Here is a 20,957-nt window from a genome sequence, read left to right on the forward strand (position 1 = left end):
GGCGGCGTCCGCCCGGAGCGCGGCCCGGCCGATGGTCGCGAGCGCGGCTTCAGCTACGGCGGCAGCTTCACCGGCCGCATGAACCTGATCGGCCCCGAGGCCACCAAGGCGCCGGACCTGCTGTCGCCCCGGCCGCAGCTGGCCCCTCCCCCGCTCGGCGGCCGCAGCCTGCGCCCCAACGCGCAGGACCCGCTCGGCGGGCTGAACCTTCCCAAGATCGCGCCCCAGCCGAAGACCGGCGCGCCCGCTTCCCCCATGGCGCCCGCCGCGCCGTCCGGCGTCGCGACGCTGCCCCCCGCCACGGCCGCGCCGATCCTCAAGCAGACGCTCGCGCTCCGCGCCGCCTTCGACGCCAAGGGCGGCCGCATTCCGAACGGGCTGAAGTGGCGGGTGTTCACCGACCGGCCGGACGCCAATGGCGAGCACATGCTGGTGGCCGAATCCTCCGCCGCCGCGCCGCGGTTCGATCTCGATCCCGGCGGCTACATCGTTCACGCGGTCTACGGGCTGGTGAGCACCGCCCGCTACGTGGTGGTGGGGCCGCGCGCAGGCCGCGAGGAGACCGTCGTCATGCCGGCCGGCGCGGTGCGGCTGACCGCGCTCGTGGGCGACGTGAAGATCCCGGCCGACCGCATCACCTTCACGCTCACCCGCGACGAAGGCGGCGTGACGCGCACCGTGACCGACAAGGCGCCCCCCGGCGAGGTTCTGCGCCTGCCCGCGGGCGCCTATCACGTGGTCTCGTCCTACGGCGACGCCAACGCCATCGTGGAGGTGGATCTGGACGTGCCGGCGGGCAAGTTCGTCGAGGCGCAGCTGCACCACAAGGCCGCGCGCATGACGCTGAAGCTGGTGGACGCGCCCGGCGGGCCGGAGCTGTCCGACACGTCGTGGACCATCCTGACGCCGGGCGGCGACGTGATCCGGGAATCGATCGGCCAGCTGCCGCCGATCGTGCTGTCGGAGGGCGAATACACCGCCATCGTCCGCCGCTACGGCCACACGCTGCAGAAGACCTTCGAGGTGCGCGCCGGCTTCGACGCGACCGTGGAGATCCAGGCCGCGGACGGCTGACGGCCCGGCAGAAGCCCCTTGGCCGCCGTCCCCGCCGTCGCGCATAAAAAAAAGGCCGCCCCGAAAGGCGGCCTTTTCCGTAAACCGTGGACCCGAAGGGTCCGCCGATCAGCGCTTGGAGAACTGGAAGCTCCGACGCGCCTTGGCGCGGCCGTACTTCTTGCGCTCGACCACGCGGCTGTCGCGGGTGAGGAAGCCGCCCTTCTTGAGGACGCCGCGCAGCTCCGGCTCGTAATAGGTCAGAGCCTTGGAGAGGCCGTGACGCACCGCGCCCGCCTGACCCGACAGGCCGCCGCCGGCGACGGTGACGGTGATGTCGTACTGGTCCTTGCGGTTGGCGACGCCGAGCGGCTGCTCGAGGATCATGCGCAGCACCGGGCGCGCGAAATAGACCTCGAGCGGACGCTTGTTGACGGTGACCTTGCCGGAGCCCGGACGGATCCAGACGCGGGCGACGGCGTCCTTACGCTTGCCGGTCGCGTAGGCGCGGCCCTGGGCGTCGACCTTCTTGACGTGCTTGGGGGCTTCGGAGGACGCGGTCAGCGCGCCGCCCAGATCGCCGAGGGACTGCAGGTTCTCGGCCATGATCAGGCGCTCCGGCTGTTCTTGCGGTTCAGGGACACGACGTCCAGCGCGACCGGCTGCTGAGCCTCGTGCGGGTGGCTCTCGCCGCCGTAGACGCGGAGGTTGCCGAGCTGCTTGCGACCGAGCGGGCCGCGCGGGAGCATGCGCTCCACAGCCTTCTCGACCACGCGCTCCGGGAAGCGGCCGTCAAGAATCTGGTGCGCCTTGCGCTCCTTGATGCCGCCCGGATAGCCGGTGTGCCAGTAGTAGGTCTTGTCCTGGCGCTTCTTGCCGGTGAACACGACCCGGGACGCGTTGATGACGATGACGTTGTCGCCGTCGTCCACGTGCGGGGTAAAGGAGGGCTTGTGCTTGCCGCGAAGACGCATCGCGATCAGAGAGGCGAGACGGCCGACGACCAGGCCCTTCGCATCGATCACGACCCACTTCTTCTCGACCTCGGCGGGCTTGGCCACATAGGAGCGGGCCAGTTGGGGTCGCATGGGATCAACCTCGATTGGAAACGAAAGCGCGCGAAGGCCAGGCTCCGCGCGACGGCGGTTTGATACCGAACGGCCGATCAAAAAGCAACTGCGGCATGACACAATAAACCGTTCGAAAACAACGACTTATAAAAATGGTATCAATTTACCCCTCTCAACGCCCCTGAATCTCTCGGCTTACGGGCGTCGATCGACCGTCGCTGTCGTACACAAGCGCCGCGTGCGCGAAAGAAGCCCCGCGCCCGTGGCATTTCCGTCATGGCCGCGCCACGCGCGAGCGGGCATAGTCTCGAATCGAACGAGGCCGCCGCGCCATCTCTTGGGGCAGGCGCGCACGTGTCTGGAGGACGTCATGCTCATCGCCGCTCCGCGCCGCGCGCTCCGCGTCGCCTTGCTCCCCCTCCTGCTCGCAGGCGTCGCCGCGCCCGCGGCGGCCCTTGAGCAGCAGGCGCCTGCGGCGGAGCAGTCCGCGGCCGACGGCGCCGCCGCCGTGGAGCTTGAGCCGAAGCAGATCCCGCTGACGCCCGCGCTGGTGGAGGCGTTCCTCGCCGCATGGCCCGAGTTCGAGACGCTGCGCGAGAAGCTCGCGGCGCAGGAGCCGGAGTCCAAGGCGCAGGACTCCAACCCGAAGGACCAGCCGGAAAGCGACGAGGCCGAAGTCGGCGAGGCCGAGGATCCGGTCGGCGCGCTGGCGGCTTATCTCGACAAGCCTGAAACCAAGGCCGAAATCGACGCCGTGCTGAAGAAGCACAACTTCGCGGCTTACGCGGACTGGGCCAACACCGCCCAGTCGGTGCTGCTGGCCTTCGGCGCCAGCGACCCGGAGGGCGGCGAGACCGACCTCGCCGCGGAGAAGCGCAAGGTCCAGTCCGAGATCGAAAACGACGCCGCGCTGTCCGACGACGAGAAGCAGGCGGCGCTGAAGGATCTGGACGAACAGTTCGCCGCGCTCGAAAGCTTCCAGCCCATCCCCGGCAACGTGGACGTGGTGAAGCCCTACATCGAGAAGATCAAGGCGCTGTTCGGCGAAGACGAGCAGAACGCAAACTGACCGCGGCGCGCGGGGCGGGCCTCAGGCCCGTCCGCCCGCGCGGAGCGACAACGTCGCAAACACCGTGCGAGCCCCGCCACGGCCAAACGCAGCGCGCCTCTTGTCCCGGCCTCGAGCCGGGACCTAGAGACGTTTGCGCTTCAGAACAGGACGCGACAGCCGGGCCGCTTGAACTCCCACACGTCGGCGTCTCTGGGTCCCGGCTCAAGGCCGGGACAAGGGAAGATGGCGGTCACCGCGTCCTTTGTTCGAATGTTTTGAGAGATCGCGTCGCATGCGGCGCGCAATTCCGTCAGTAACCGGACGCTCCGCCCCTCTTGTCCCGGCCTTGAGCCGGGACCCAGAACCTCTGAGCTCTCAGAACAGGACGCGACGGCAAGGTCGCTCAAAACCCCACACGTCGGCGTGTCTGGGTCCCGGCTCAAGGCCGGAACAAGGTTTTCCCGCCTCAACCATTGGGAAGCCCAAAAGCCCCGACGGGCGAACGCCATCCTGCGGCTCGCTCCGCACGTGCTGTTTCAGCGCTGACGCGAAAACACCGTCCGCCGCACGACCCGCGGCGGAGCATCAGACAGGCTAGTGTCAGGCCGCCTTCTGCGGCGACGGGAGGGCGGCACGGGCCACGGCAACGTCGCGATGGGCGCGCTCGTTCTCGTTCTCGAGCCGGGTGACCTCGACGCGGCGGTGCTTGGCCTCCTTGCGCCACTTGCCCTGCCGCAGCCAGGCGGCGACGCCGCCCACCAGCACGCCGAGCATGACCGACAGCAGGATGACGGCGAACAGCGGCAGGCTGAACGCCAGCGCCGGCGCCTCCGCCGAGAACGGATCGAAGTTCACCGACACGGGCCCACGATTCGCCACCGCGAACAGCACCAGCAGCAGGGCGAGCGGAAGGCCGATCAGGCCGGTCAGAAGCCGCCGGAAGCTCATGCCGAGGCCTCTTCAGCCGCCGCCGGATTGTCCTTGTTCAGCCTGAGACGCATTTCTTTTCCCGTCTTGAAGAAGGGCGCCGCCTTGCCCTCCACCGAAACATGCTCGCCCGTGCGCGGGTTCCGTCCGACGCGCGCCGGGCGCGTCTTGACCGAGAAGGCGCCGAAGCCGCGCAGCTCCACCCGATCGCCCCGGGACAGCGCCCCCACGATCTCGTCGAGGATCGCGTTGACGATGTTCTCCACGTCCCGCTGGTAGAGATGGGGGTTGGCGGCGGCGATGCGCGCGACAAGCTCGGACTTGATCATAAGGCGCTCCGCAGGGCCGAGGGCCCTTAAGTCACGGTATAATCTGATTATTATTGGGCGGCAGGTTGCCAGACGGCCAACAGCCCGTCAAGGACGAGCCCATCCTGTCCCGCGCCGCGCAGGGCGGCGCCGAGCGCCGGCGCGCCGAGGCCGTCCGCGAGGCTCGCCGCCGCCGAACGGGCGAGGCCGAGCGCGCCGAGCCCGGAGCCTTCCGGCTTCCACTCCCGCACCGGCAGGCCGGCGTCCACGCCTTTGGTGGCGAGCCAGGCGATGGCCTCGTCCTCGCCGCCGAGCTCGTCCACCAGCTTCAGCCCGATCGCCTGACGCCCGGTGAACACCCGGCCGTCGGTCACCGCGGCGAGCTGCGGGCCGGACAGCTTCCGGCGCTCGGACACCAGATCCTTGAACCAGGCGAAGCTGTCGAGGATCAGCGCCTCCAGCGCCTTGCGCGCCTCGGGGCTGGTGGGCTCCACGCCGCTCGGCGCGGCCTTCAGCGGCGACGACTTCACGGACTCCACCTCGACGCCGAGCTTGTCGAGCAGGCCGGAGAAGTTCGGATACTGCGCCAGCACGCCGATGGAGCCGGTGATGGAGTTCTGCCGCGCCACGATGTGATCGGCCGCGATCGCCGCGATGTAGCCGCCGGAGGCCGCCACCGTCTGCACCACCGCCACGACGGGGCGCGTCTCGGCGATCTTGCGCACGGCGACATAGATGTCTTCGGAGGCGGTGACGCCGCCGCCGGGGCTGTTCACCACCAGCAGCACGCCCTTGGCCTCGCTCTTGTCGAGGCTCTTGAACAGCTTGGCGCGCTTCTCGTCGTCCATGATGACGCCGGAGAGCTCGACCCTGGCGATGTGGGCGCTGCGCGGCCCGGGCTTGCCGGCGCCTCGGCTCGCAAGGGCGCCGACGGCGAGCGCCACGCCCACCAGCACGATGGCCGCCACCCGCCAGAACGCCACGCGGCGCCGCAGGGAACGTCGCTCGAGTATCGCTTCGGCGTTGAGGGCCATGGCGGTCTTCCGGATGCGGATCAGCTGGACCCGTCCCTAACACGACGAAGGCCCGCGCGGAACACCCGCGCGGGCCTTCGAAATCGCTGCTCCCGCGACCGGCGGAGACCGCCGGCCGCGCAAGGTTTCCGAGAGATCAGTCCTCGGAGCCTTCCGAGCGCTTCTTGAGCGCGGCGCCGAGGATGTCGCCGAGCGAGGCGCCGGAGTCGGACGAACCGTACTGCGCGACGGCCTCCTTCTCTTCCGCGATCTCCAGAGCCTTGATGGACACGGAGATCTTGTGCGCCTTCTTGTCGAACTGGGTGATGCGGGCGTCGAACTTCTCGCCGACCGAGAACCGCTCGGGGCGCTGGTCGTTGCGCTCGCGGGCCAGATCGGCGCGGCGGATGAAGGCGGTCAGGTCGGTGTCCTGAATGCGGACCTCAAGACCACCTTCCTTCACCTCGACCACCTCACAGGTGACCACGGCGTTCTTGCGGATCTCGCCGGTCTCCACGAACGGATCGCCGCCGAGCTGCTTCACGCCGAGCGAGATGCGCTCCTTCTCCACGTCCACGTCGAGGACCTGGGCGCGAACGATGTCGCCCTTCTTGAACTCCTCGATGACCTGCTCGCCCGGACGGTTCCAGTCGAGATCGGACAGGTGGACCATGCCGTCCACGTCGCCGTCGAGGCCCAGGAACAGGCCGAACTCGGTCTTGTTCTTGACCTCGCCCTCGACCTCGGAGCCCACCGGATACTTCTCGATGAAGGCTTCCCACGGGTTCTGCATGGTCTGCTTCAGGCCGAGCGAGATGCGGCGCTTCACCGGATCGACCTCGAGCACCATCACCTCGACCTCCTGGGAGGTGGCGACGATCTTGCCCGGGTGCACGTTCTTCTTGGTCCACGACATCTCGGAGACGTGGATCAGACCCTCGATGCCCGGCTCCAGCTCCACGAAGGCGCCGTAGTCGGTGATGTTGGTCACGCGGCCGGTGAACTTCACGCCCGCCGGATACTTGGCCTCGATGCCCTGCCACGGATCGGCGAGCAGCTGCTTCATGCCGAGCGAGATGCGGTGGGTCTCGTGGTTGATCTTGATGATCTTCACCTTCACCTGCTGCCCGATCTGGAGCAGCTCGGTCGGGTGGTTCACGCGGCGCCACGCGATGTCGGTGACGTGCAGCAGGCCGTCGATGCCGCCGAGGTCCACGAACGCGCCGTAGTCGGTGATGTTCTTGACGACGCCCTCGATGACCTGGCCCTCTTCGAGGTTCTGGACCAGCTCCTGGCGCATCTCGGCGCGGGACTCTTCAAGCACGGTGCGGCGCGACACGACGATGTTGCCGCGGCGGCGATCCATCTTGAGGATCTGGAACGGCTGCGGCGTGCCCATGAGCGGGCCGACGTCGCGCACCGGACGGATGTCCACCTGGCTGCGCGGCAGGAAGGCGGTCGCGCCCTCCAGGTCGACGGTGAAGCCGCCCTTGACCTGGTTGAAGATGACGCCTTCGACCTTCTGGTTGTCGTTGAAGGCCTGCTCGAGCTTGACCCAGCTCTCCTCGCGGCGCGCCTTGTCGCGCGACAGCACGGCCTCGCCCAGCGCGTTCTCGACGCGCTCGAGATAGACCTCGACCACGTCGCCGACCTTCAGCGGGTTGTCGCGGCCGTGGCCGGTGAATTCCTTGACGGCGACGCGACCCTCGGTCTTCAGGCCGACGTCGATGACGGCCATGTCCTTCTCGATCGCGGTGACGGTGCCCTTGACAACGGAGCCTTCGGCGACGTCGGCGGTCGCAAATGACTCTTCGAGCAGCGCGGCGAAATCATCGCGCGAGGGGGCGGCGGCAGTGGCGTTCATGAAATCTCCTGCCCGATCTTCGGGCGTTCTAAGCGCCGGCGTTGGTGTGGGTCGAGAAGCGCCGCGCGGCGGCGGGTCGGTTGCGCGCCGTCCGGCCCCTGAGAGGCGCGAACGACGGGCCGGCGCCTGGACGCCGCGACCGCGGAAGCTTCATCCGTTCGGGGAAGACGCCCACGGGGACCTGCGACACGCCTCATGCGGGCGCGCACGGCCGCCCACATGAAGCGCGGGCGAAGCCGGCAGGTCCCGGCGACGAACACGCCCCGGACCGGAGTGCGGCGGTGGTTAGCAGATCAAGGCCTTGGGCGCAATCGCCGGCGCGCTCAAACCGTCTTGAGCGCGCGGGCGTCCACGATGGCGGCCGCGGCGGCGAAGGCGGCGTCCGCGTCGAGCGCGGTGGTGTCGAGCAGCGCGGCGTCGGCCGCGGGCTTCAGGGGCGCGGCCGAACGGTTCATGTCGCGCTCGTCGCGGGCGCGGATGTCGGCGAGGATCGCGGCCTCGTCCACGGCCTCGCCGCGACCCAGCAGCTCGCGCGTTCGGCGCCGGGCGCGCTCCTCCGGCGAGGCGGTGACGAAGATCTTCACCTCCGCCTGCGGGCAGATGACCGTGCCGATGTCGCGGCCGTCGATGACGGCGCCGGGAGGCGTCGCCGCGAACTGGCGCTGGAAGTCGAGCAGCGCGGCCCGGACCGGCGGATAGGCCGAGACCACCGAGGCCCCCGCCCCCGCCGCTTCGCTGCGCAGCGCCGGATCGCCGAGCGCCGCCGCGTCGAGCCCGCGGGCCGCGGCCTCCGCCTGGCCTGCGTCCTCGAGCGCCACGCCGCGGGCGATCAGCGACCACGCCACCGCCCGGTAGAGCAGCCCCGAATCCAGATGCGGCAGGCCGTAGGCGGCCGCGATGCGCCGCGCGAGCGTGCCCTTGCCCGACGCCGCCGGTCCGTCGATCGCGATGATCACGCCTTGGTCTCCATCTCGGCGCCGAGGCCGGTCATCAGGGGCAGGAAGGTGGGGAAGCTGGTGGCGATCATGGTGGCGTCGTCCACCGTCACCGGCGCGTCGGCGCCGAGCCCCATGACGAGGAAGCTCATGGCGATGCGGTGGTCGAGATGGGTGCGCACCGGCGCGCCGCCCCCGGGCGCCCGCGCCTGGCCCCGCACGATCAGATCGTCGCCCTCGATGCGGGCGTCGACGCCGTTGGCGACGAGCCCGGCGTGCACGGCGGCGAGGCGGTCGCTCTCCTTCACCGTCAGTTCGTGCAGGCCCCGCATGCGGGTCTCGCCTTCCGCGAAGGCGGCCGCGACCGCGAGGATCGGATATTCGTCGATCATGGTCGGCGCGCGCTCGGGCGGCACGTCCACGCCCTTGAGCGGCCCGGCGCGGACCACGAGATCGGCGACCTCCTCGCCGCCCTCCTCACGCAGGTTCTCGGCCGTGATGTCCGCGCCCATCTCCGTCAGCGTGAGCATCAGCCCGGTGCGCAGCGGATTGGTCATCACCCCTTCGAGCGTCACCTTGGAGCCCGGCGCGATCAGCGCCGCCACCAGCGGGAACGCGGCCGAGGACGGGTCCGCCGGCACGCGCACCTCCGCGGGCTTCAGTTCGGGCTGGCCCACGAGACGGATGAGCCGGCCATGGGCGCCATGCGGCTCCACCGTCACCTCGGCGCCGAAGGCGCGCAGCATGCGTTCGGTGTGGTCGCGGGTCGCCTCGCGCTCGATCACGGTGGTGACGCCCGGCGCGTTGAGACCGGCGAGCAGCACCGCCGACTTCACCTGCGCCGAGGGCATCGGCGTCTCATAGGTGATCGGTAGCGCGGTTTCAGGCCCTTTCAGCGTCAGCGGCAGCCGGCCGCCCTCGGCGCTCGCCGTCACCTCGGCGCCCATCAGCGCCAGCGGATCGAGGATGCGGCGCATGGGGCGGGAGCGCAGCGAGGCGTCGCCGTCGAAAGTGGCGGAGATCGGATGGCCGCCGACCACGCCCATCATCAGGCGCGAGCCCGTGCCGGCGTTGCCAAAATCGAGCGGCGCGTCCGGGCTGCGCAGCCCGCCCACGCCGACGCCGCGCACCCGCCAGCTGCCCTCGCCGAGACGCTCCACCTCGGCGCCCAGCGCCGCGCAGGCGCGGGCGGTCGCGAGCACGTCCTCGCCCTCCAGCAGGCCCTCGATTCGGGTCTCGCCCACCGCCAGCAGGCCGAAGATCAGCGCCCGGTGGGACATGGATTTGTCGCCCGGCGCGCGCAGGCGGCCCTTCAGCGGACCAGAGCGGCGGGCGACGGCGACGAGGGGTTCGGAAACCGAGGACACGGACGCGACAGGCTCCCCCAGATGGCGCGAAAACGACGGCCGGGCGCGACGGATCGCGCATGTCTCCGCAGCCGCCGCGGCGGCCCGGACGGGCGTTTGGCTCTTGACAGCCCTGCCCGCCCGCGTCAATCCACCGGCTCGTTTTCTCGACCACTGCAGGATGAACGCCTTGGCCAAGCCTGAACTCGGCGTTAAGCGCGTGTGCCCCGAAACCGGGCGCAAGTTTTACGACCTTAACCGCGACCCGATCGTCTCGCCCTACACCGGCGTCGCCTACCCGGCGAGCGCCTTCGAGCCGATCACCTCGAAGAAGCTGCGCGCCGTCGCCGACAAGGCGGCCGAACGCGCCGACGCGGACGACGACGAGGAGGTCGCCGAGGACGTCGACACCATCTCGCTCGAGGACGCCGACGCGGAGACCTCCAGCGGCAAGGAGAGCGCCGACGACGACGCGGACGACGTGGACGTCGACGGTGACGACGACGCCGAAGCTTTCCTCGAGGCCGACGAGGATTCCGACGACGACGTGACGGAAATCATCGGCGATCGGGAAAAAGACGAAGAGGCTTGAACCGCGCATCGAATCGTGGTTCTAGGAGCGCCGCCCCGGTCCACATGGGGCGGCGGCCTCGCCGGCCTTAAAGCCCAGGCGAGGCGCTTCCCGTTTCGGCGGGACGCACTGACTGTCCGGTCCGCGGCTCAATCCCAACGCCGCAGCGGACCGCACCCCGGTGGGGCCATAGCTCAGTTGGGAGAGCGCTTGAATGGCATTCAAGAGGTCGGCGGTTCGATTCCGCCTGGCTCCACCACTTTTCCGTCACGCCCTCGCAAGAGGCTGACTTGAGGCGGGGACCGCTAAGGTTCACGCTTGCGGCTCCGACTTCGCCGACACCCGGCGGCAACGGAGCCGACTGCGAGTTCTACGTCCGGTCCGCGGCTTAAATCCCAACGCCGCAGCGGACCGCACCCCGGTGGGGCCATAGCTCAGTTGGGAGAGCGCTTGAATGGCATTCAAGAGGTCGGCGGTTCGATTCCGCCTGGCTCCACCAAACACTCCCTGCGAACTCCGAAATTTTCAGGCTGGGCAAGTTGTCCTGTCTTTCCCGCGACTTAGCGGACGGGTGGCCCGACCTTTTCGTCTCTCGCCCGCGTCGAACACTGGCGCCCCCTGAGAAGGGGTCCTCCCTGCTGTACGGCTTTTGGCCAGTGGAGGACTGTTTGATGCCGAGGAGGAGGCGCGCGCCTGAAGAGATCGTCGCGAAGCTGCGGCAGGTCGAGGTTCTGACGGCGCAGGGTCGTCCGGTCGCTGAGGCGATCCGTTCGATCGGCGTGATTGAAGTCACGTCTACCGCTGGCGCACCGAGTATGGCGGCCTGAAGGGCGACGCGGAAGGTCCCAAGACGGCCCGAAGACGAGGCCGCGTTTACCGCTGACATCGTGACGCTCGCCGTCCAGTAGAGCCGCTACGGCTACCGGCGGATTGCGGCTCTGCTGCGCTTCGCCGGCTGGAGCGTGAACCTGACCCGCGTCGAACGGATTTGGCGACGGGAGGGGCTGAAGGCCCCGGCGAAGCAGCCCAGGCGCGGGAGACTGTGGCTCAACGACGGCTCGTGCGTCCGGCTTCGTCCGGAGCGACCCAATCACGTCTGATCCTACGACGTTCGAGGATCGCACGCACGACGGCCGCAAGTTCAGGATGTCCACCGTGATCGACGATCGAAGGCTGGCGGCGGCACTACAACGCCGTAAGCCCACACTCGGCGCTCGGCTAAAGGACGCCTGCGCCCGAGGTCGCGCTGTGGCCGGCTGCGCAACCCCGACCAGCTCCGCCAGCCACTCCAGCTGTCGCGTCAGCGTCGGTCATGAACCAACATTGATACCGGACCGCTCGATGGGGGCCGGCCATGACCACGGAACGCCGGGCGTCCGAAGGCAATTTATTGTCATTCTATGGACGAAATAGGTTTATCGGGATCGGCTGCGTCTCTAAGAGTGAGCTCAGAGCGACGACACGTCGCGTGACGAGCGATCATGAACGCCCTGCCAGCCCCAACGCCATCATCGGCGGCTCCTCTCTCCGAGCTCCCCGTCACTGAGGATCGCGGGAGCGGGCGCATCGCCGGGACAGATCTGACGGTCGCCTTCAAGAGCCGCGCGGGGCGGAACACGGCTCTGGAAAATGTCTCATTCGCGGTGGGCGGGGGCGAATTCGTAGCCCTGCTTGGTCCCTCGGGATGCGGAAAGTCGACGCTGCTGAACGTCATCGCGGGGATCGTTCAGCCAACCGGCGGCTCCGTCGCCATCGACGGCGTCGCCGTCTCCCGGCCGCAGCCCAAGTGCGGCGTCGTCTTTCAGCAGCATTCGCTGTTTCCGTGGATGACCGTGCTGGAGAACGTGGCCTTCGGGCCGCAAATGCTCGGCTTCGCCGATCCTCTCGGCGCCGCCCGCAAGCTCCTCAGGACAGTCGGCCTGGAAGGCTACGAGGCGGCCTGGCCAGAAAGCCTTTCAGGCGGGATGAAGCAGCGGGTCGGCATCGCCCGCGCGCTCGCGGTCAATCCTCCCGTTCTCCTGATGGACGAGCCGTTCGGAGCGCTCGACGCCCAGACGCGCTCCATCATGCAGGAGGAACTGCTCAAGCTCTGGTCCGAGTTCCACTCGACGATCGTCTTCGTCACCCACGACATCGACGAGGCGATCTTCCTGTCGGACAGGATCCTCGTCATGAAGACCTCGCCGGGCGGCATCCGGCAGGAGATCGTCGTCGACATCCCGCGTCCACGCGGTCCCGAGGTCATCGGATCTGAGGCGTTTCGCAGGATCAGACAGAGAATCTTCGGCCTCATCCGGGAGGAAACCCTGAAGGTGTTCCGCGCAGGCGGCGCGTCGGGGTCATGAGCGGCTTCGCTCGATCCCGGGACCTCGTCGCGCGCCTGGCTTGGTCGGCTGCGGGCGTCGCGCTGTTCGTAGCGCTCTGGAGCGTGGCGTCGGTCGGCCTGGGCAACGCCGTGCTGCTGCCGCCGCCGAGCGAGGTCGCGGTCGGCTTCGCCGCGCTGCTGGCGGACGGAACGTTGCTGGCCGACGTCGCCGCGTCGCTCAAGCGCGTCGTCGGCGGGTTTGCGATCGCCGCGTCGATCGCCGTGCCGCTCGCGCTGACCATGGCGTCGTTCCGTCCCCTCAGCCTGCTGTTGTCGCCCATCGTGCTCTTTCTGCGGCCGATACCGCCGATCGCGTGGATCCCGATCGCGATCCTCTGGTTCGGCGTGGGCGACCCGCCGAGCCTGTTCATCACGGCGCTCGCAGCCTTCTTCCCGATCTTCATCAATTCCTACGCCGGAGGCGCATCCGTCCTGCCGCAGCACGTGCACGCCGCGCGCACGCTCGGCGGCCGGGGGCGCCATCTTCTGCTGCGGATCTACCTGCCGTCGGCGATGCCGATGATCGCCACCGGGCTCCGCATCGGGCTCGGACAGTCGTGGATGGCGGTCGTCACGGCCGAACTGATCGCCGCCCATTCCGGCCTTGGCTACATGATCCAGGCGAACCGGCTGGCGCTGGAGACCGGCTACGTCCTGGTCGGCATGTGCGTCATCGGCCTGCTTGGCGCCGCCATGTCCCTGCTTCTCGAGGCCATCGAGCGCCGCGTGCTCGTGCCTTGGAAAAACGTATGACCCTCCACACGTCCACGAGCCTCGCCATGCGCACATCACGTCTCTTCCGGGGCGCCCGCCTCATCGCCCTCGCGTTCGCCCTGACCGCCGCCGGCGGCGCCGGCGCCGAAACCAACCAGATCCGGATCGCCTATCCCAGCGGCATGAACGGCCAGATCGTCGTGACGATGGAGAAGGCCGGGATCGCCAAGAAGGTAGGTCTCGACGCCACCTTCACGCCGTTCCAGTACGGCCCGCCCATGATGGAGGCACTCGCCGCCGGGTCGATCGACGCGGTCGTCACGAGCGTCCTTCCTGTGGCGGCCTATACCTCGAAGCTGCCGGGCGACGTCAAGATCGTCTCCATCCTTGGCCAGTCGAGCCATTCGCTTGTCACGGCGAAAGACAGCCCCATCAAAAGCGCCCCCGACGTGTCGGGCCGAAAGCTCGGCGTGTCGTTCAACTCCGACAGCCACCTCGACACGCTGATCTGGCTCAAGGAAGAGAAGCTGGAAGGCAAGGTCTCGCTCGTCAACATCGCGCCGAGCGAACTCGCGGCCGCGCTCTCCAACGCGTCCGTGGACGCCGTGGTGATCCGGCAGCCGCAGGTCTTCCGGCTGCAGCAGCAGACCGGCGCCCGCGTGGTCCACACCTGGCCGATCAAGTTCGTCGGCATCGTGAAGGCCGACTATCTCGCCAGGAACCCGGAGACGGTGGGGAAGTACCTGACGGCGCTTCGCGACTCGATCTTCTACATCGGCCAAAATCGCGAGCAGGCCGCCGGCTGGTTCGGCGAAGCGCTTCGCGTTCCCGCATCCGTGGTGAGCGAGGTCTCGAAGGAAGATCCGAACTACGACGCCAAGACGGTCGAGGACATCAACGTCGCCGTCACGCCGGCCGAGCGGACCGCCATCGAGATCCGGGCCGCCGCCGCCTTTGAGAACGGCCTGATCCGGGCCAAGGCCGATACGAGTCGGCTGTTCCAGTAACCGCCTCTGCGGCGCGGCCGGGATCATCCGGGAGGCGCCGCGCCGCCCGGAAGCGCGATCGGCGCGGCGACGCCGTTTTTTCAGGACATCCGATATGACGAGTTCATCCAGGCCGGCGAGCCGAACCTTCGCGCTCTGGGTCTTTTCAGACGCTCACGTCGCGACGGACAAGGCGGTCTCCGCTGCGATCCGTCACGGCATGTCCTTCACGCCGCCCGCCGGTTATCCGGAAAGCTTGGCGACGGCCTTGCGCCAGTCGGAGGAAGGCGGCGATCTCGGCGGCCCGCCGTTTCATTGGGAGATCGCCCTCGACCTCGGCGACAACGCGGGCCATTGGGACTTGCCCGACGACGAGCAGGGCGTCGAGGTGGTCCGGCAATACGGGGCGCTCCGCGCCCACCGTCGCGAGCAGATCTACCCCATCGCCGGCAACCACGACGCTTCGGCCGGGAGCGCGGCCTCCAGCCAGGGGAAGCCGGCGAACTGGTGGTTCCGCAAGTATGTCGATCCCCTGGGCGAATTCCCCGAGACGTCGGGAGTCCATGCGTCGCGGCGGCCCTATCCCGTCACGGGCGAATGGGACCGGTACGCGTTCCAGGTCGGCAACATCCGCTTCCTGATGATGAGCGACCGCAACGACCTGCCCTATCCCGTCGGCCGCCAGGATTTCGGCGGAGGCTCGCCCGCCGGCGCGGTCACCGGCGAGACCTGGGAATGGTGGCGCGACGAGGTGGAGGCGGCCGGCCGGCGCGGCGACGTGGTCGTCAGCTGTCACCATCACATGCTGCGGGAGACGACTGTCGGCTCCGGGGACTATGAGGGCGTGTCGCGCTATCCGGACGGGCGCTACAGGCACGGTCTCTACCACGGCGTCGACGGCGTCCCGGAAGGCGCGTCTTATCTCTATTTCGTCGACGACGAGCCGAAGGCGCAGCGGTTCGAGCGTTATCTGGAGGCCAATCCCGGCGCCGTAGACCTTTGGCTCGGCGGCCACACCCACACGTATCCGGACGACGTCGTTTCCGGCCGCAGTCACGTCGAGCGGCGCTGGGGCACGAATTTCGTCAACTGCGCGCAGCTCTCAAAGTACCACTCCTTCGTGACATGCCCTCCCATGAGCCGGCACTTCACGTTCACCAATGGGTCGCCGCTGGTGCGTGTTCGGTGCTACCTCCACGATGACAGCCACGCGGCCCAGGGCTGGTATCCGCCGGCGGAGCGCGTGCTGGAGCTCAACCGACCGTTCCAGATCGAAGCCGAATGATAGGCACAGACGCTGGCGGGGACGGCAAGGCGACGCAGCTCGCGGTCGAACGAAAGCCTGGACCCAAACAGGGCCCAGGCGACCGACGCGCGCTGATATTATCGAGCGCAGGAGGCGTCGATGATCCACGCGCGAGCATCTTCGGCCGGCTGACGGAAAGCGAGCGTCTGGCCGTTGCGCCGTATTGCGAACATCGCCTCGCGCGGCGTCATTCTCTCGTTTTCCGCCAGGGACAGCGGCAAGACGGTATTTTCATCATACAATCCGGCGGCGTGCGGGTGTTCTTTGAGGCGGACACTGGCCGGAGGATCACACGCGCGATCTGGTTCACCGGACACTTCATCGGGGGGCCCGACGTCTTCGGTCACAACCCCCACATGTGGTCAGGTATCGCCATCCGAGACACCAGTCTGGTGTTTCTACCTACGGACACGCTCCAAATGCTATGCGGGCGGATTCCGAACCTGGCTTTGGGCCTGATTGATGCGCTCGCTTTCAAGGGCCGATGCTACGCGGCAATGTCCCAGGCGCTCGGCACGCGCTCGGCCTCGGAGCGCATCAGCGGTCTGCTCGAGCATCTGGGCGAGCTTTATGGCGTTAGGACCGAACACGGCCTGGAGATCCAGTTCCCGATCACCGGTTCGGAGATCGCCGACATGGTCGGCGTGAGCCGGCAATGGGTCACGATGGGTCTCAAGAAATTGCAGGCGGCAGGAGCGATCGAGCTTCAACGTGGCAAGATTACGATCCTGGACCACGCGGCGTTGGCGGCTCGGTCCTGACCCCATAACGGTGGCGCTACGATCCGAGCAAGGCCGAGTGGCGGCTGATAGAACCGCTGCTCCCGAACAAGCCACGGGGCGTCGCCCGGCTCCACGACCGGCGGCTGATGAACGGCGTCTTCCACGTGCTGCGGACCGGCTCGCCTTGGCGCGACCTGCCAGCGGCGGACTCCTCGCGTAGCCTCGAACTGGGCACGTTCACCGCCATCGCGATCACGTCGAGCACCGGCACGGTCGGATTACCGAGCTGTTGGTCGGCGATCAGATCGACAGCCAGTCTCATCGCCGCTTCATCCTCGTGTCGCGCAAGCAGTCGATCGCCGGTCAGGACGGCGGCGGAGGCCGTTGGTGCATCTCTCCATCAACCCGGATGGCGCCCCGACCCTCGTGGAGGCAAAGCGGTCGAACGACACAGGCATTCGCCGCGAGGTCAGCCGACCGGCGCCGTCCTCCGATCGCGTCGTGGTCGTACGCTTCAGTCCCACGCCAGCGCGCCGCCGTTCTGGTATTCGATCACCCGGGTCTCGAAGAAATTCTTCTCCTTCTTGAGATCCATCGCCTCGGACATCCACGGGAACGGGTTCTCCGCCGCCTCGAAGGCCGGAGACAGGCCAAGCTGCGCGCAGCGGCGGTTGGCGATGAAGCGCATGTACTGCTCGCTCGACGCCGCGTTGAGCCCGAGGAAGCCCGTAGGCATCGTGTCGCGCGCATAAGCCGACTCAAGCTCGGCCGCCTCGCGCAGCATGGCGCGGATCTCGTTCTGGAAGGCGCTCGTCCAGAGATGCGGGTTCTCCGCCTTGATCTGGTTGATGACGTCAACGCCGAAGTTCAGGTGGATGCTCTCGTCGCGCAGGATGTACTGATACTGCTCGGCGACGCCGACCATCTTGTTGCGCCGCCCGAGCGACAGGATCTGCGCGAAGCCCGTGTAGAACCACATGCCCTCGAACACGACATAGAAGGCCACGAGATCGCGCAGGAACGCGGTGTCGGCCGCGGGCGTGCCGGTGCGGAAGTCCGGATCGTCGAGATGCTGGGTGTGCTTCAGCGCCCAGGCGGCCTTGTCGGTGATCGACGGCACCTCGCGGTACATGTTGAACAGTTCGCCCTCGTCGAGGCCGAGGCTCTCGACGATGTACTGGAAGGTGTGGGTGTGGACGGCCTCCTCGAAGGCCTGTCGCAGCAGATACTGGCGGCATTCCGGGTTGGTGAGGTGGCGGTAGATCGCCAGCACGATGTTGTTGGCGACAAGGCTCTCCGACGCCGCAAAGAAGCCGAGGTTGCGCTTGACCATGCGGCGCTCGTCGGCGGTCAGCCCGTCGCGCGACTTCCAGAGCGCGATGTCGGCCTGCATCGAGACTTCAGTTGGCATCCAGTGGTTGTTGCACCCGGCGAGATACTTCTCCCACGCCCATTTGTACTTGAGCGGAAGAAGCTGGTTCACGTCGGCGCGGCAGTTGATCATCCGCTTCTCGTCGACCGAGACGCGGCCGCCCGAGCGGTCGATCGCGCCGAGCCCGGTGGGGTCGGCGGAGGCCTGCGGGAGCGGGATCGTGCGGGCCGGTGTGGCGGAGGGTTCGGACCAGTCGAGCATGGGACGTCTCACTTGCGTTTCGAGCGACGGACGCTCTGAAAGGGAGGATCAGTCATGCCCGGCGGAGCCGGGTATCCACGACTTGGACGTCGAACGGCGGCGACCGGAGAGAAGTCGTGGATGCCCGCGAAGACTGGCATGACGGCGTTGCGATTTCGGGTCCCGGCTCAAGGCCGGGACAAGAAGCGCTGGACCTACTGGCAGGCCTCGCAGGTGGGGTCGTCCATCGAGCAGACGGCTCCTTCGCGGATCATGATCGGCTGGGCCGCCACGCCCACCGAGGTGACGGCGTTCAGCCGCCCGTCGACGCCCTTGAGGGTCGACTTCTCCACATGGGTCGCCGAGCGCGAGCGCAGGTAGTAGGTGGTCTTGAGACCCCGCTTCCACGCGAGCCGGTAGAGCGCGTCGAGCGCCTTGCCCGAGGGGCTCGCGATGTAGAGGTTGAGCGACTGCGCCTGGTCGATCCACTTCTGACGGCGCGACGCCGCCTCGATCAGCCAGGAGGATTCGATCTCGAACGCGGTGGCGTAGAGGGCTTTCAATTCGCCCGGCACGCGGTCGATCGCCGAGAGGCTGCCGTCGAAATATTTCAGGTCAGAGACCATCACCTCGTCCCAGAGGCCGCGGGCCTTCAGGTCGCGGACGAGCGCCGCGTTCACGACCGTGAAGTCGCCCGACATGTTCGATTTGACGAAGAGGTTCTGGTAGGCGGGCTCGATCGACTGCGACACGCCGCAGATGTTTGAGATCGTCGCGGTCGGGGCGATCGCCATGCAGTTGGAGTTGCGCGTGCCGACGGTCCTGACCCGCTCGCGCAGCGGCTCCCAGTCGAGCGTCGCCGAACGGTCCATCTCGAGGCCGCCGCGGGCGTCCGACAGCAGCTCGATCGAGTCGATCGGCAGGATCCCTTTTGACCAGAGCGAGCCCTCGAAGCTCGGATAGCGGCCGCGCTCGGCCGCAAGGTCGACCGAGGCCGAGATGGCGTGGAAGCTCAGCGCCTCCATGCTCTGGTCGGCGAAGCGCACCGCCTCGTCGGAGGCGTAAGGAATGCGCAGCGTCTGCAGCGCGTCCTCAAAACCCATGATGCCGAGCCCGACCGGGCGGTGGCGCAGGTTCGAGCGGCGCGCCTCGGGGATCGTGTAGAAGTTGATGTCGACGACATTGTCCAGCATCCGCATCGCGGTCGCGATCGTGCGCGCGAGCTTGACGACGTCGAGGCCCTCGGCGGTGACGTGCGCCGCGAGGTTCACGGAGCCCAGATTGCAGACCGCGACCTCGTCGTCCGAGGTGTTGAGCGTGATCTCGGTGCAGAGGTTCGAGGAATGCACCACGCCGACATGGCCCTGCGGCGAGCGGATGTTGCAGGGGTCCTTGAAGGTGATCCAGGGGTGCCCGGTCTCGAACAGCATGGTGAGCATGCGCCGCCACAGGTCAAGCGCCCGCATCGACTTGTGGACCTTGAGCTCGCCGCGGGCGGCCTTGGCCTCGTAGGCCTCGTAGGCAGCCTTGAACGCCGGGCCGTAGAGATCATGCAGGTCCGGCGTCTCATCGGGCGAGAACAGTGTCCATTGGCCATCCGCCTCGACACGCTCGAGGAAGAGGTCCGGAACCCAGTTCGCGGTGTTCATGTCGTGGGTGCGGCGGCGGTCGTCGCCGGTGTTCTTGCGGAGATCGAGGAATTCCTCGATGTCGACGTGCCAGGTCTCGAGGTAGGCGCAGACCGCGCCCTTGCGCTTGCCGCCCTGATTGACCGCGATCGCGGTGTCGTTCGCGACTTTCAGGAACGGCACCACGCCCTGGCTCTCGCCGTTGGTTCCCTTGATGTGCGCGCCGAGGCCGCGCACGCGGCTCCAGTCGTTGCCGAGGCCGCCGGAATACTTCGCGAGCAGCGCGTTGTCCTTCACGCCCTTGAAGATGCCGTCGAGGTCGTCGGCGATCGTGGTCAGGAAGCAGGAGGAAAGCTGCGGGCGCGTCGTGCCCGAGTTGAACAGGGTCGGGGTGGAGGCCATGAAGTCGAAGCTCGACAGCAGGTCGTAGAACTCGATCGCGCGCGCCTCGCGGTCGATCTCGCGGAGCGAAAGGCCCATGGCGACGCGCATGAAAAATGCCTGCGGCAGCTCGATGCGCTGTCCGCCCGTGTGCAGGAAGTAGCGGTCGTAGAGCGTCTGGAGACCGAGGAACTGGAAGTCGAGGTCGCGCTCGGGCTTCAGCGCGGCGGCGAGCCGGGCGAGGTCGAAGCGCTCAAGTTCGGCGTCGATCAGCCCGGCGGCGACGCCCGCCTTGATAAAGGCCGGGAAGTAGTCGGGATAGGCCTCGGCCATGTCGGCCTGCGTGGCCGAGATCGCGCGGCCATGGACCGCCGACAGGCCCTCGGTCCGCAGCATGTCGAGCAGCAGGCGCGCGCTGACATAGGCGTAGTTCGGCTCGGTCTCGACCAGCGTGCGGGCCGCCATCACGGGCGCCTGCTGCAGCTCTGTCGGCGAGACGCCGTCATAGAGATTGCGGCGGGTCTCGGCCGCGACCGCCTCGGTGGAGACGCCCTCAAGGCCTTCGCAGGCCTCGGCGATGATCAGCGCCAGACGGCGTTCGTCGAGCGGGACCATCGAACCGTCGGCGTGGCGAACATGGAGCGAGGGCGTCGCGGTTTCGGCAGGCGCGGCCTTTGCGCGCCGGGCCTCGGCCCGAGCCTCACGATAGAGCACATAGGCGCGGGCGACCTTCTGGTGGCCGCCGCGCATCAGCGCGAGCTCGACCTGATCCTGGATGTCCTCAATGTGCAGCGCGCGGTCGGCGTCGGCGCGCCGGGTGAGCGTCGCGACAACGTCGGCTGTGAGCGCCTCTACCGCCTCATGGACGCGCCGCGAGGCGGCGGCCCCGGAGCCCTCGACGGCCAGGAACGCCTTGGTCACCGCGACCGCGATCTTGGAGCCGTCGAACGGCGTCACCGAACCGTTGCGGCGGATGACGTGGAACGCGGGCGCGGCGACCTTTCCGGGCCGCTCGGCGTCGGTGAAGACCGGCGCGCCGGTGGCGGCGCGATCCTGGGAGATGGAGAGAGACATCGGCTTCAGACCCCGAAAACCTGTTGGGGAC

General features: G+C 68.1%; 18 protein-coding genes, 2 tRNA genes and 2 pseudogenes. 12 read left to right on the forward strand and 10 right to left on the reverse strand.

Annotation, left to right across the window (positions count from 1 at the left end):
• Positions 1–1,074, forward strand: a 1,074-nt coding sequence (locus tag ACFQ4O_RS02540; RefSeq protein WP_378774074.1) for a hypothetical protein, incomplete at its 5' end; no start/stop codon positions are given.
• A gap of 108 nt (positions 1,075–1,182) precedes the next feature.
• Here ACFQ4O_RS02540 and rpsI read toward each other — a convergent pair.
• Entirely contained in the window at positions 1,183–1,659 is a 477-nt protein-coding gene (rpsI, locus tag ACFQ4O_RS02545; RefSeq protein WP_378774075.1) for a 30S ribosomal protein S9, read from the reverse strand.
• Positions 1,660–1,661: 2 nt separating this feature from the next.
• Entirely contained in the window at positions 1,662–2,141 is a 480-nt protein-coding gene (gene rplM, locus ACFQ4O_RS02550; RefSeq protein ID WP_378774076.1) for a 50S ribosomal protein L13, read from the reverse strand.
• A 352-nt stretch (positions 2,142–2,493) separates the two neighbouring features.
• Here rplM and ACFQ4O_RS02555 point away from each other — a divergent pair, with 352 nt between their 5' ends.
• Entirely contained in the window at positions 2,494–3,192 is a 699-nt protein-coding gene (locus tag ACFQ4O_RS02555) for a hypothetical protein (protein WP_378774077.1), read from the forward strand.
• Between the two features lie 582 nt (positions 3,193–3,774).
• Here the strand turns inward: ACFQ4O_RS02555 and ACFQ4O_RS02560 are convergent.
• The 6 genes from ACFQ4O_RS02560 to aroA form a co-directional block, all read right to left on the reverse strand.
• Complete coding sequence (locus ACFQ4O_RS02560; RefSeq protein WP_378774078.1) at positions 3,775–4,122, reverse strand: LapA family protein; 348 nt, start codon at positions 4,120–4,122, stop codon at positions 3,775–3,777.
• Complete coding sequence (locus ACFQ4O_RS02565; RefSeq protein WP_271203657.1) at positions 4,119–4,430, reverse strand: integration host factor subunit beta; 312 nt, start codon at positions 4,428–4,430, stop codon at positions 4,119–4,121. Before ACFQ4O_RS02565 ends, ACFQ4O_RS02560 begins: the two co-directional genes overlap by 4 nt.
• Before the next feature lie 50 nt (positions 4,431–4,480).
• Complete coding sequence (gene sppA, locus ACFQ4O_RS02570; RefSeq protein ID WP_378774079.1) at positions 4,481–5,443, reverse strand: signal peptide peptidase SppA; 963 nt, start codon at positions 5,441–5,443, stop codon at positions 4,481–4,483.
• Between the two features lie 136 nt (positions 5,444–5,579).
• Positions 5,580–7,286 carry a 30S ribosomal protein S1 gene (gene rpsA / locus ACFQ4O_RS02575; RefSeq protein ID WP_378774080.1) on the reverse strand — a complete coding sequence of 569 codons (1,707 nt, stop codon included), beginning with the start codon at positions 7,284–7,286 and terminating at the stop codon, positions 5,580–5,582.
• 323 nt (positions 7,287–7,609) lie between these two features.
• Positions 7,610–8,242, reverse strand: a complete 633-nt coding sequence (locus ACFQ4O_RS02580) for a (d)CMP kinase (RefSeq protein ID WP_378774081.1) — start codon at positions 8,240–8,242, stop codon at positions 7,610–7,612.
• Positions 8,239–9,588, reverse strand: a complete 1,350-nt coding sequence (gene aroA, locus ACFQ4O_RS02585; protein ID WP_378774082.1) for a 3-phosphoshikimate 1-carboxyvinyltransferase — start codon at positions 9,586–9,588, stop codon at positions 8,239–8,241. The genes ACFQ4O_RS02580 and aroA overlap by 4 nt, the downstream gene beginning before the upstream one ends.
• A gap of 169 nt (positions 9,589–9,757) precedes the next feature.
• Between aroA and ACFQ4O_RS02590 the strand changes: the two genes are divergently transcribed.
• From ACFQ4O_RS02590 to ACFQ4O_RS02635, 10 genes and pseudogenes are all read left to right on the forward strand, one after another.
• A complete protein-coding gene (locus tag ACFQ4O_RS02590; RefSeq protein ID WP_378774111.1) occupies positions 9,758–10,159 on the forward strand; it encodes a TIGR02300 family protein in 402 nt (133 codons plus the stop codon).
• Positions 10,160–10,321: 162 nt separating this feature from the next.
• A tRNA-Ala gene (locus ACFQ4O_RS02595) sits at positions 10,322–10,397 on the forward strand.
• 164 nt (positions 10,398–10,561) lie between these two features.
• Positions 10,562–10,637, forward strand: a tRNA-Ala gene (locus ACFQ4O_RS02600).
• 172 nt (positions 10,638–10,809) lie between these two features.
• Positions 10,810–11,305: pseudogene (locus tag ACFQ4O_RS02605) on the forward strand (IS3 family transposase); the annotation flags it as partial.
• A gap of 314 nt (positions 11,306–11,619) precedes the next feature.
• Entirely contained in the window at positions 11,620–12,483 is an 864-nt protein-coding gene (locus ACFQ4O_RS02610; RefSeq protein WP_378774083.1) for an ABC transporter ATP-binding protein, read from the forward strand.
• Positions 12,480–13,256 (forward strand): ABC transporter permease, encoded by a 777-nt coding sequence (locus ACFQ4O_RS02615; protein WP_378774084.1) that lies wholly within the window; start codon positions 12,480–12,482, stop codon positions 13,254–13,256. Before ACFQ4O_RS02610 ends, ACFQ4O_RS02615 begins: the two co-directional genes overlap by 4 nt.
• Complete coding sequence (locus ACFQ4O_RS02620) at positions 13,253–14,224, forward strand: ABC transporter substrate-binding protein (RefSeq protein WP_378774085.1); 972 nt, start codon at positions 13,253–13,255, stop codon at positions 14,222–14,224. Before ACFQ4O_RS02615 ends, ACFQ4O_RS02620 begins: the two co-directional genes overlap by 4 nt.
• 94 nt (positions 14,225–14,318) lie before the next feature.
• Positions 14,319–15,488, forward strand: a complete 1,170-nt coding sequence (locus ACFQ4O_RS02625; protein WP_378774086.1) for a metallophosphoesterase — start codon at positions 14,319–14,321, stop codon at positions 15,486–15,488.
• Positions 15,485–16,270 (forward strand): Crp/Fnr family transcriptional regulator, encoded by a 786-nt coding sequence (locus ACFQ4O_RS02630; RefSeq protein ID WP_378774087.1) that lies wholly within the window; start codon positions 15,485–15,487, stop codon positions 16,268–16,270. Before ACFQ4O_RS02625 ends, ACFQ4O_RS02630 begins: the two co-directional genes overlap by 4 nt.
• A 44-nt stretch (positions 16,271–16,314) precedes the next feature.
• A pseudogene (locus ACFQ4O_RS02635) lies at positions 16,315–16,431 on the forward strand (transposase); the annotation flags it as partial.
• Between the two features lie 314 nt (positions 16,432–16,745).
• Here the strand turns inward: ACFQ4O_RS02635 and ACFQ4O_RS02640 are convergent.
• Positions 16,746–17,864, reverse strand: a complete 1,119-nt coding sequence (locus ACFQ4O_RS02640; protein ID WP_378774088.1) for a ribonucleotide-diphosphate reductase subunit beta — start codon at positions 17,862–17,864, stop codon at positions 16,746–16,748.
• Positions 17,865–18,058: 194 nt separating this feature from the next.
• Positions 18,059–20,926, reverse strand: coding sequence for a ribonucleoside-diphosphate reductase subunit alpha (locus ACFQ4O_RS02645; RefSeq protein ID WP_378774089.1), 2,868 nt, complete (start codon positions 20,924–20,926; stop codon positions 18,059–18,061).
• Positions 20,927–20,957: the final 31 nt, after the last annotated feature.

The sequence above is a fragment of the Methylopila musalis genome, assembly GCF_042679725.1.
GTDB lineage: Bacteria > Pseudomonadota > Alphaproteobacteria > Rhizobiales > Methylopilaceae > Methylopila > Methylopila musalis.

Excerpts from the sequence above, each read along its gene's own strand:
- rpsI (WP_378774075.1), bottom strand. The coding sequence starts at position 1,659 with ATGGCCGAGAACCTGCAGTCCCTCGGCGATCTGGGCGGCGCGCTGACC.
- rplM (WP_378774076.1), bottom strand. The coding sequence starts at position 2,141 with ATGCGACCCCAACTGGCCCGCTCCTATGTGGCCAAGCCCGCCGAGGTC.
- ACFQ4O_RS02555 (WP_378774077.1), top strand. The coding sequence starts at position 2,494 with ATGCTCATCGCCGCTCCGCGCCGCGCGCTCCGCGTCGCCTTGCTCCCC.
- ACFQ4O_RS02560 (WP_378774078.1), bottom strand. The coding sequence starts at position 4,122 with ATGAGCTTCCGGCGGCTTCTGACCGGCCTGATCGGCCTTCCGCTCGCC.
- ACFQ4O_RS02565 (WP_271203657.1), bottom strand. The coding sequence starts at position 4,430 with ATGATCAAGTCCGAGCTTGTCGCGCGCATCGCCGCCGCCAACCCCCAT.
- sppA (WP_378774079.1), bottom strand. The coding sequence starts at position 5,443 with ATGGCCCTCAACGCCGAAGCGATACTCGAGCGACGTTCCCTGCGGCGC.
- rpsA (WP_378774080.1), bottom strand. The coding sequence starts at position 7,286 with ATGAACGCCACTGCCGCCGCCCCCTCGCGCGATGATTTCGCCGCGCTG.
- ACFQ4O_RS02610 (WP_378774083.1), top strand. The coding sequence starts at position 11,620 with ATGAACGCCCTGCCAGCCCCAACGCCATCATCGGCGGCTCCTCTCTCC.
- ACFQ4O_RS02615 (WP_378774084.1), top strand. The coding sequence starts at position 12,480 with ATGAGCGGCTTCGCTCGATCCCGGGACCTCGTCGCGCGCCTGGCTTGG.
- ACFQ4O_RS02620 (WP_378774085.1), top strand. The coding sequence starts at position 13,253 with ATGACCCTCCACACGTCCACGAGCCTCGCCATGCGCACATCACGTCTC.
- ACFQ4O_RS02625 (WP_378774086.1), top strand. The coding sequence starts at position 14,319 with ATGACGAGTTCATCCAGGCCGGCGAGCCGAACCTTCGCGCTCTGGGTC.
- ACFQ4O_RS02630 (WP_378774087.1), top strand. The coding sequence starts at position 15,485 with ATGATAGGCACAGACGCTGGCGGGGACGGCAAGGCGACGCAGCTCGCG.
- ACFQ4O_RS02640 (WP_378774088.1), bottom strand. The coding sequence starts at position 17,864 with ATGCTCGACTGGTCCGAACCCTCCGCCACACCGGCCCGCACGATCCCG.
- ACFQ4O_RS02645 (WP_378774089.1), bottom strand. The coding sequence starts at position 20,926 with ATGTCTCTCTCCATCTCCCAGGATCGCGCCGCCACCGGCGCGCCGGTC.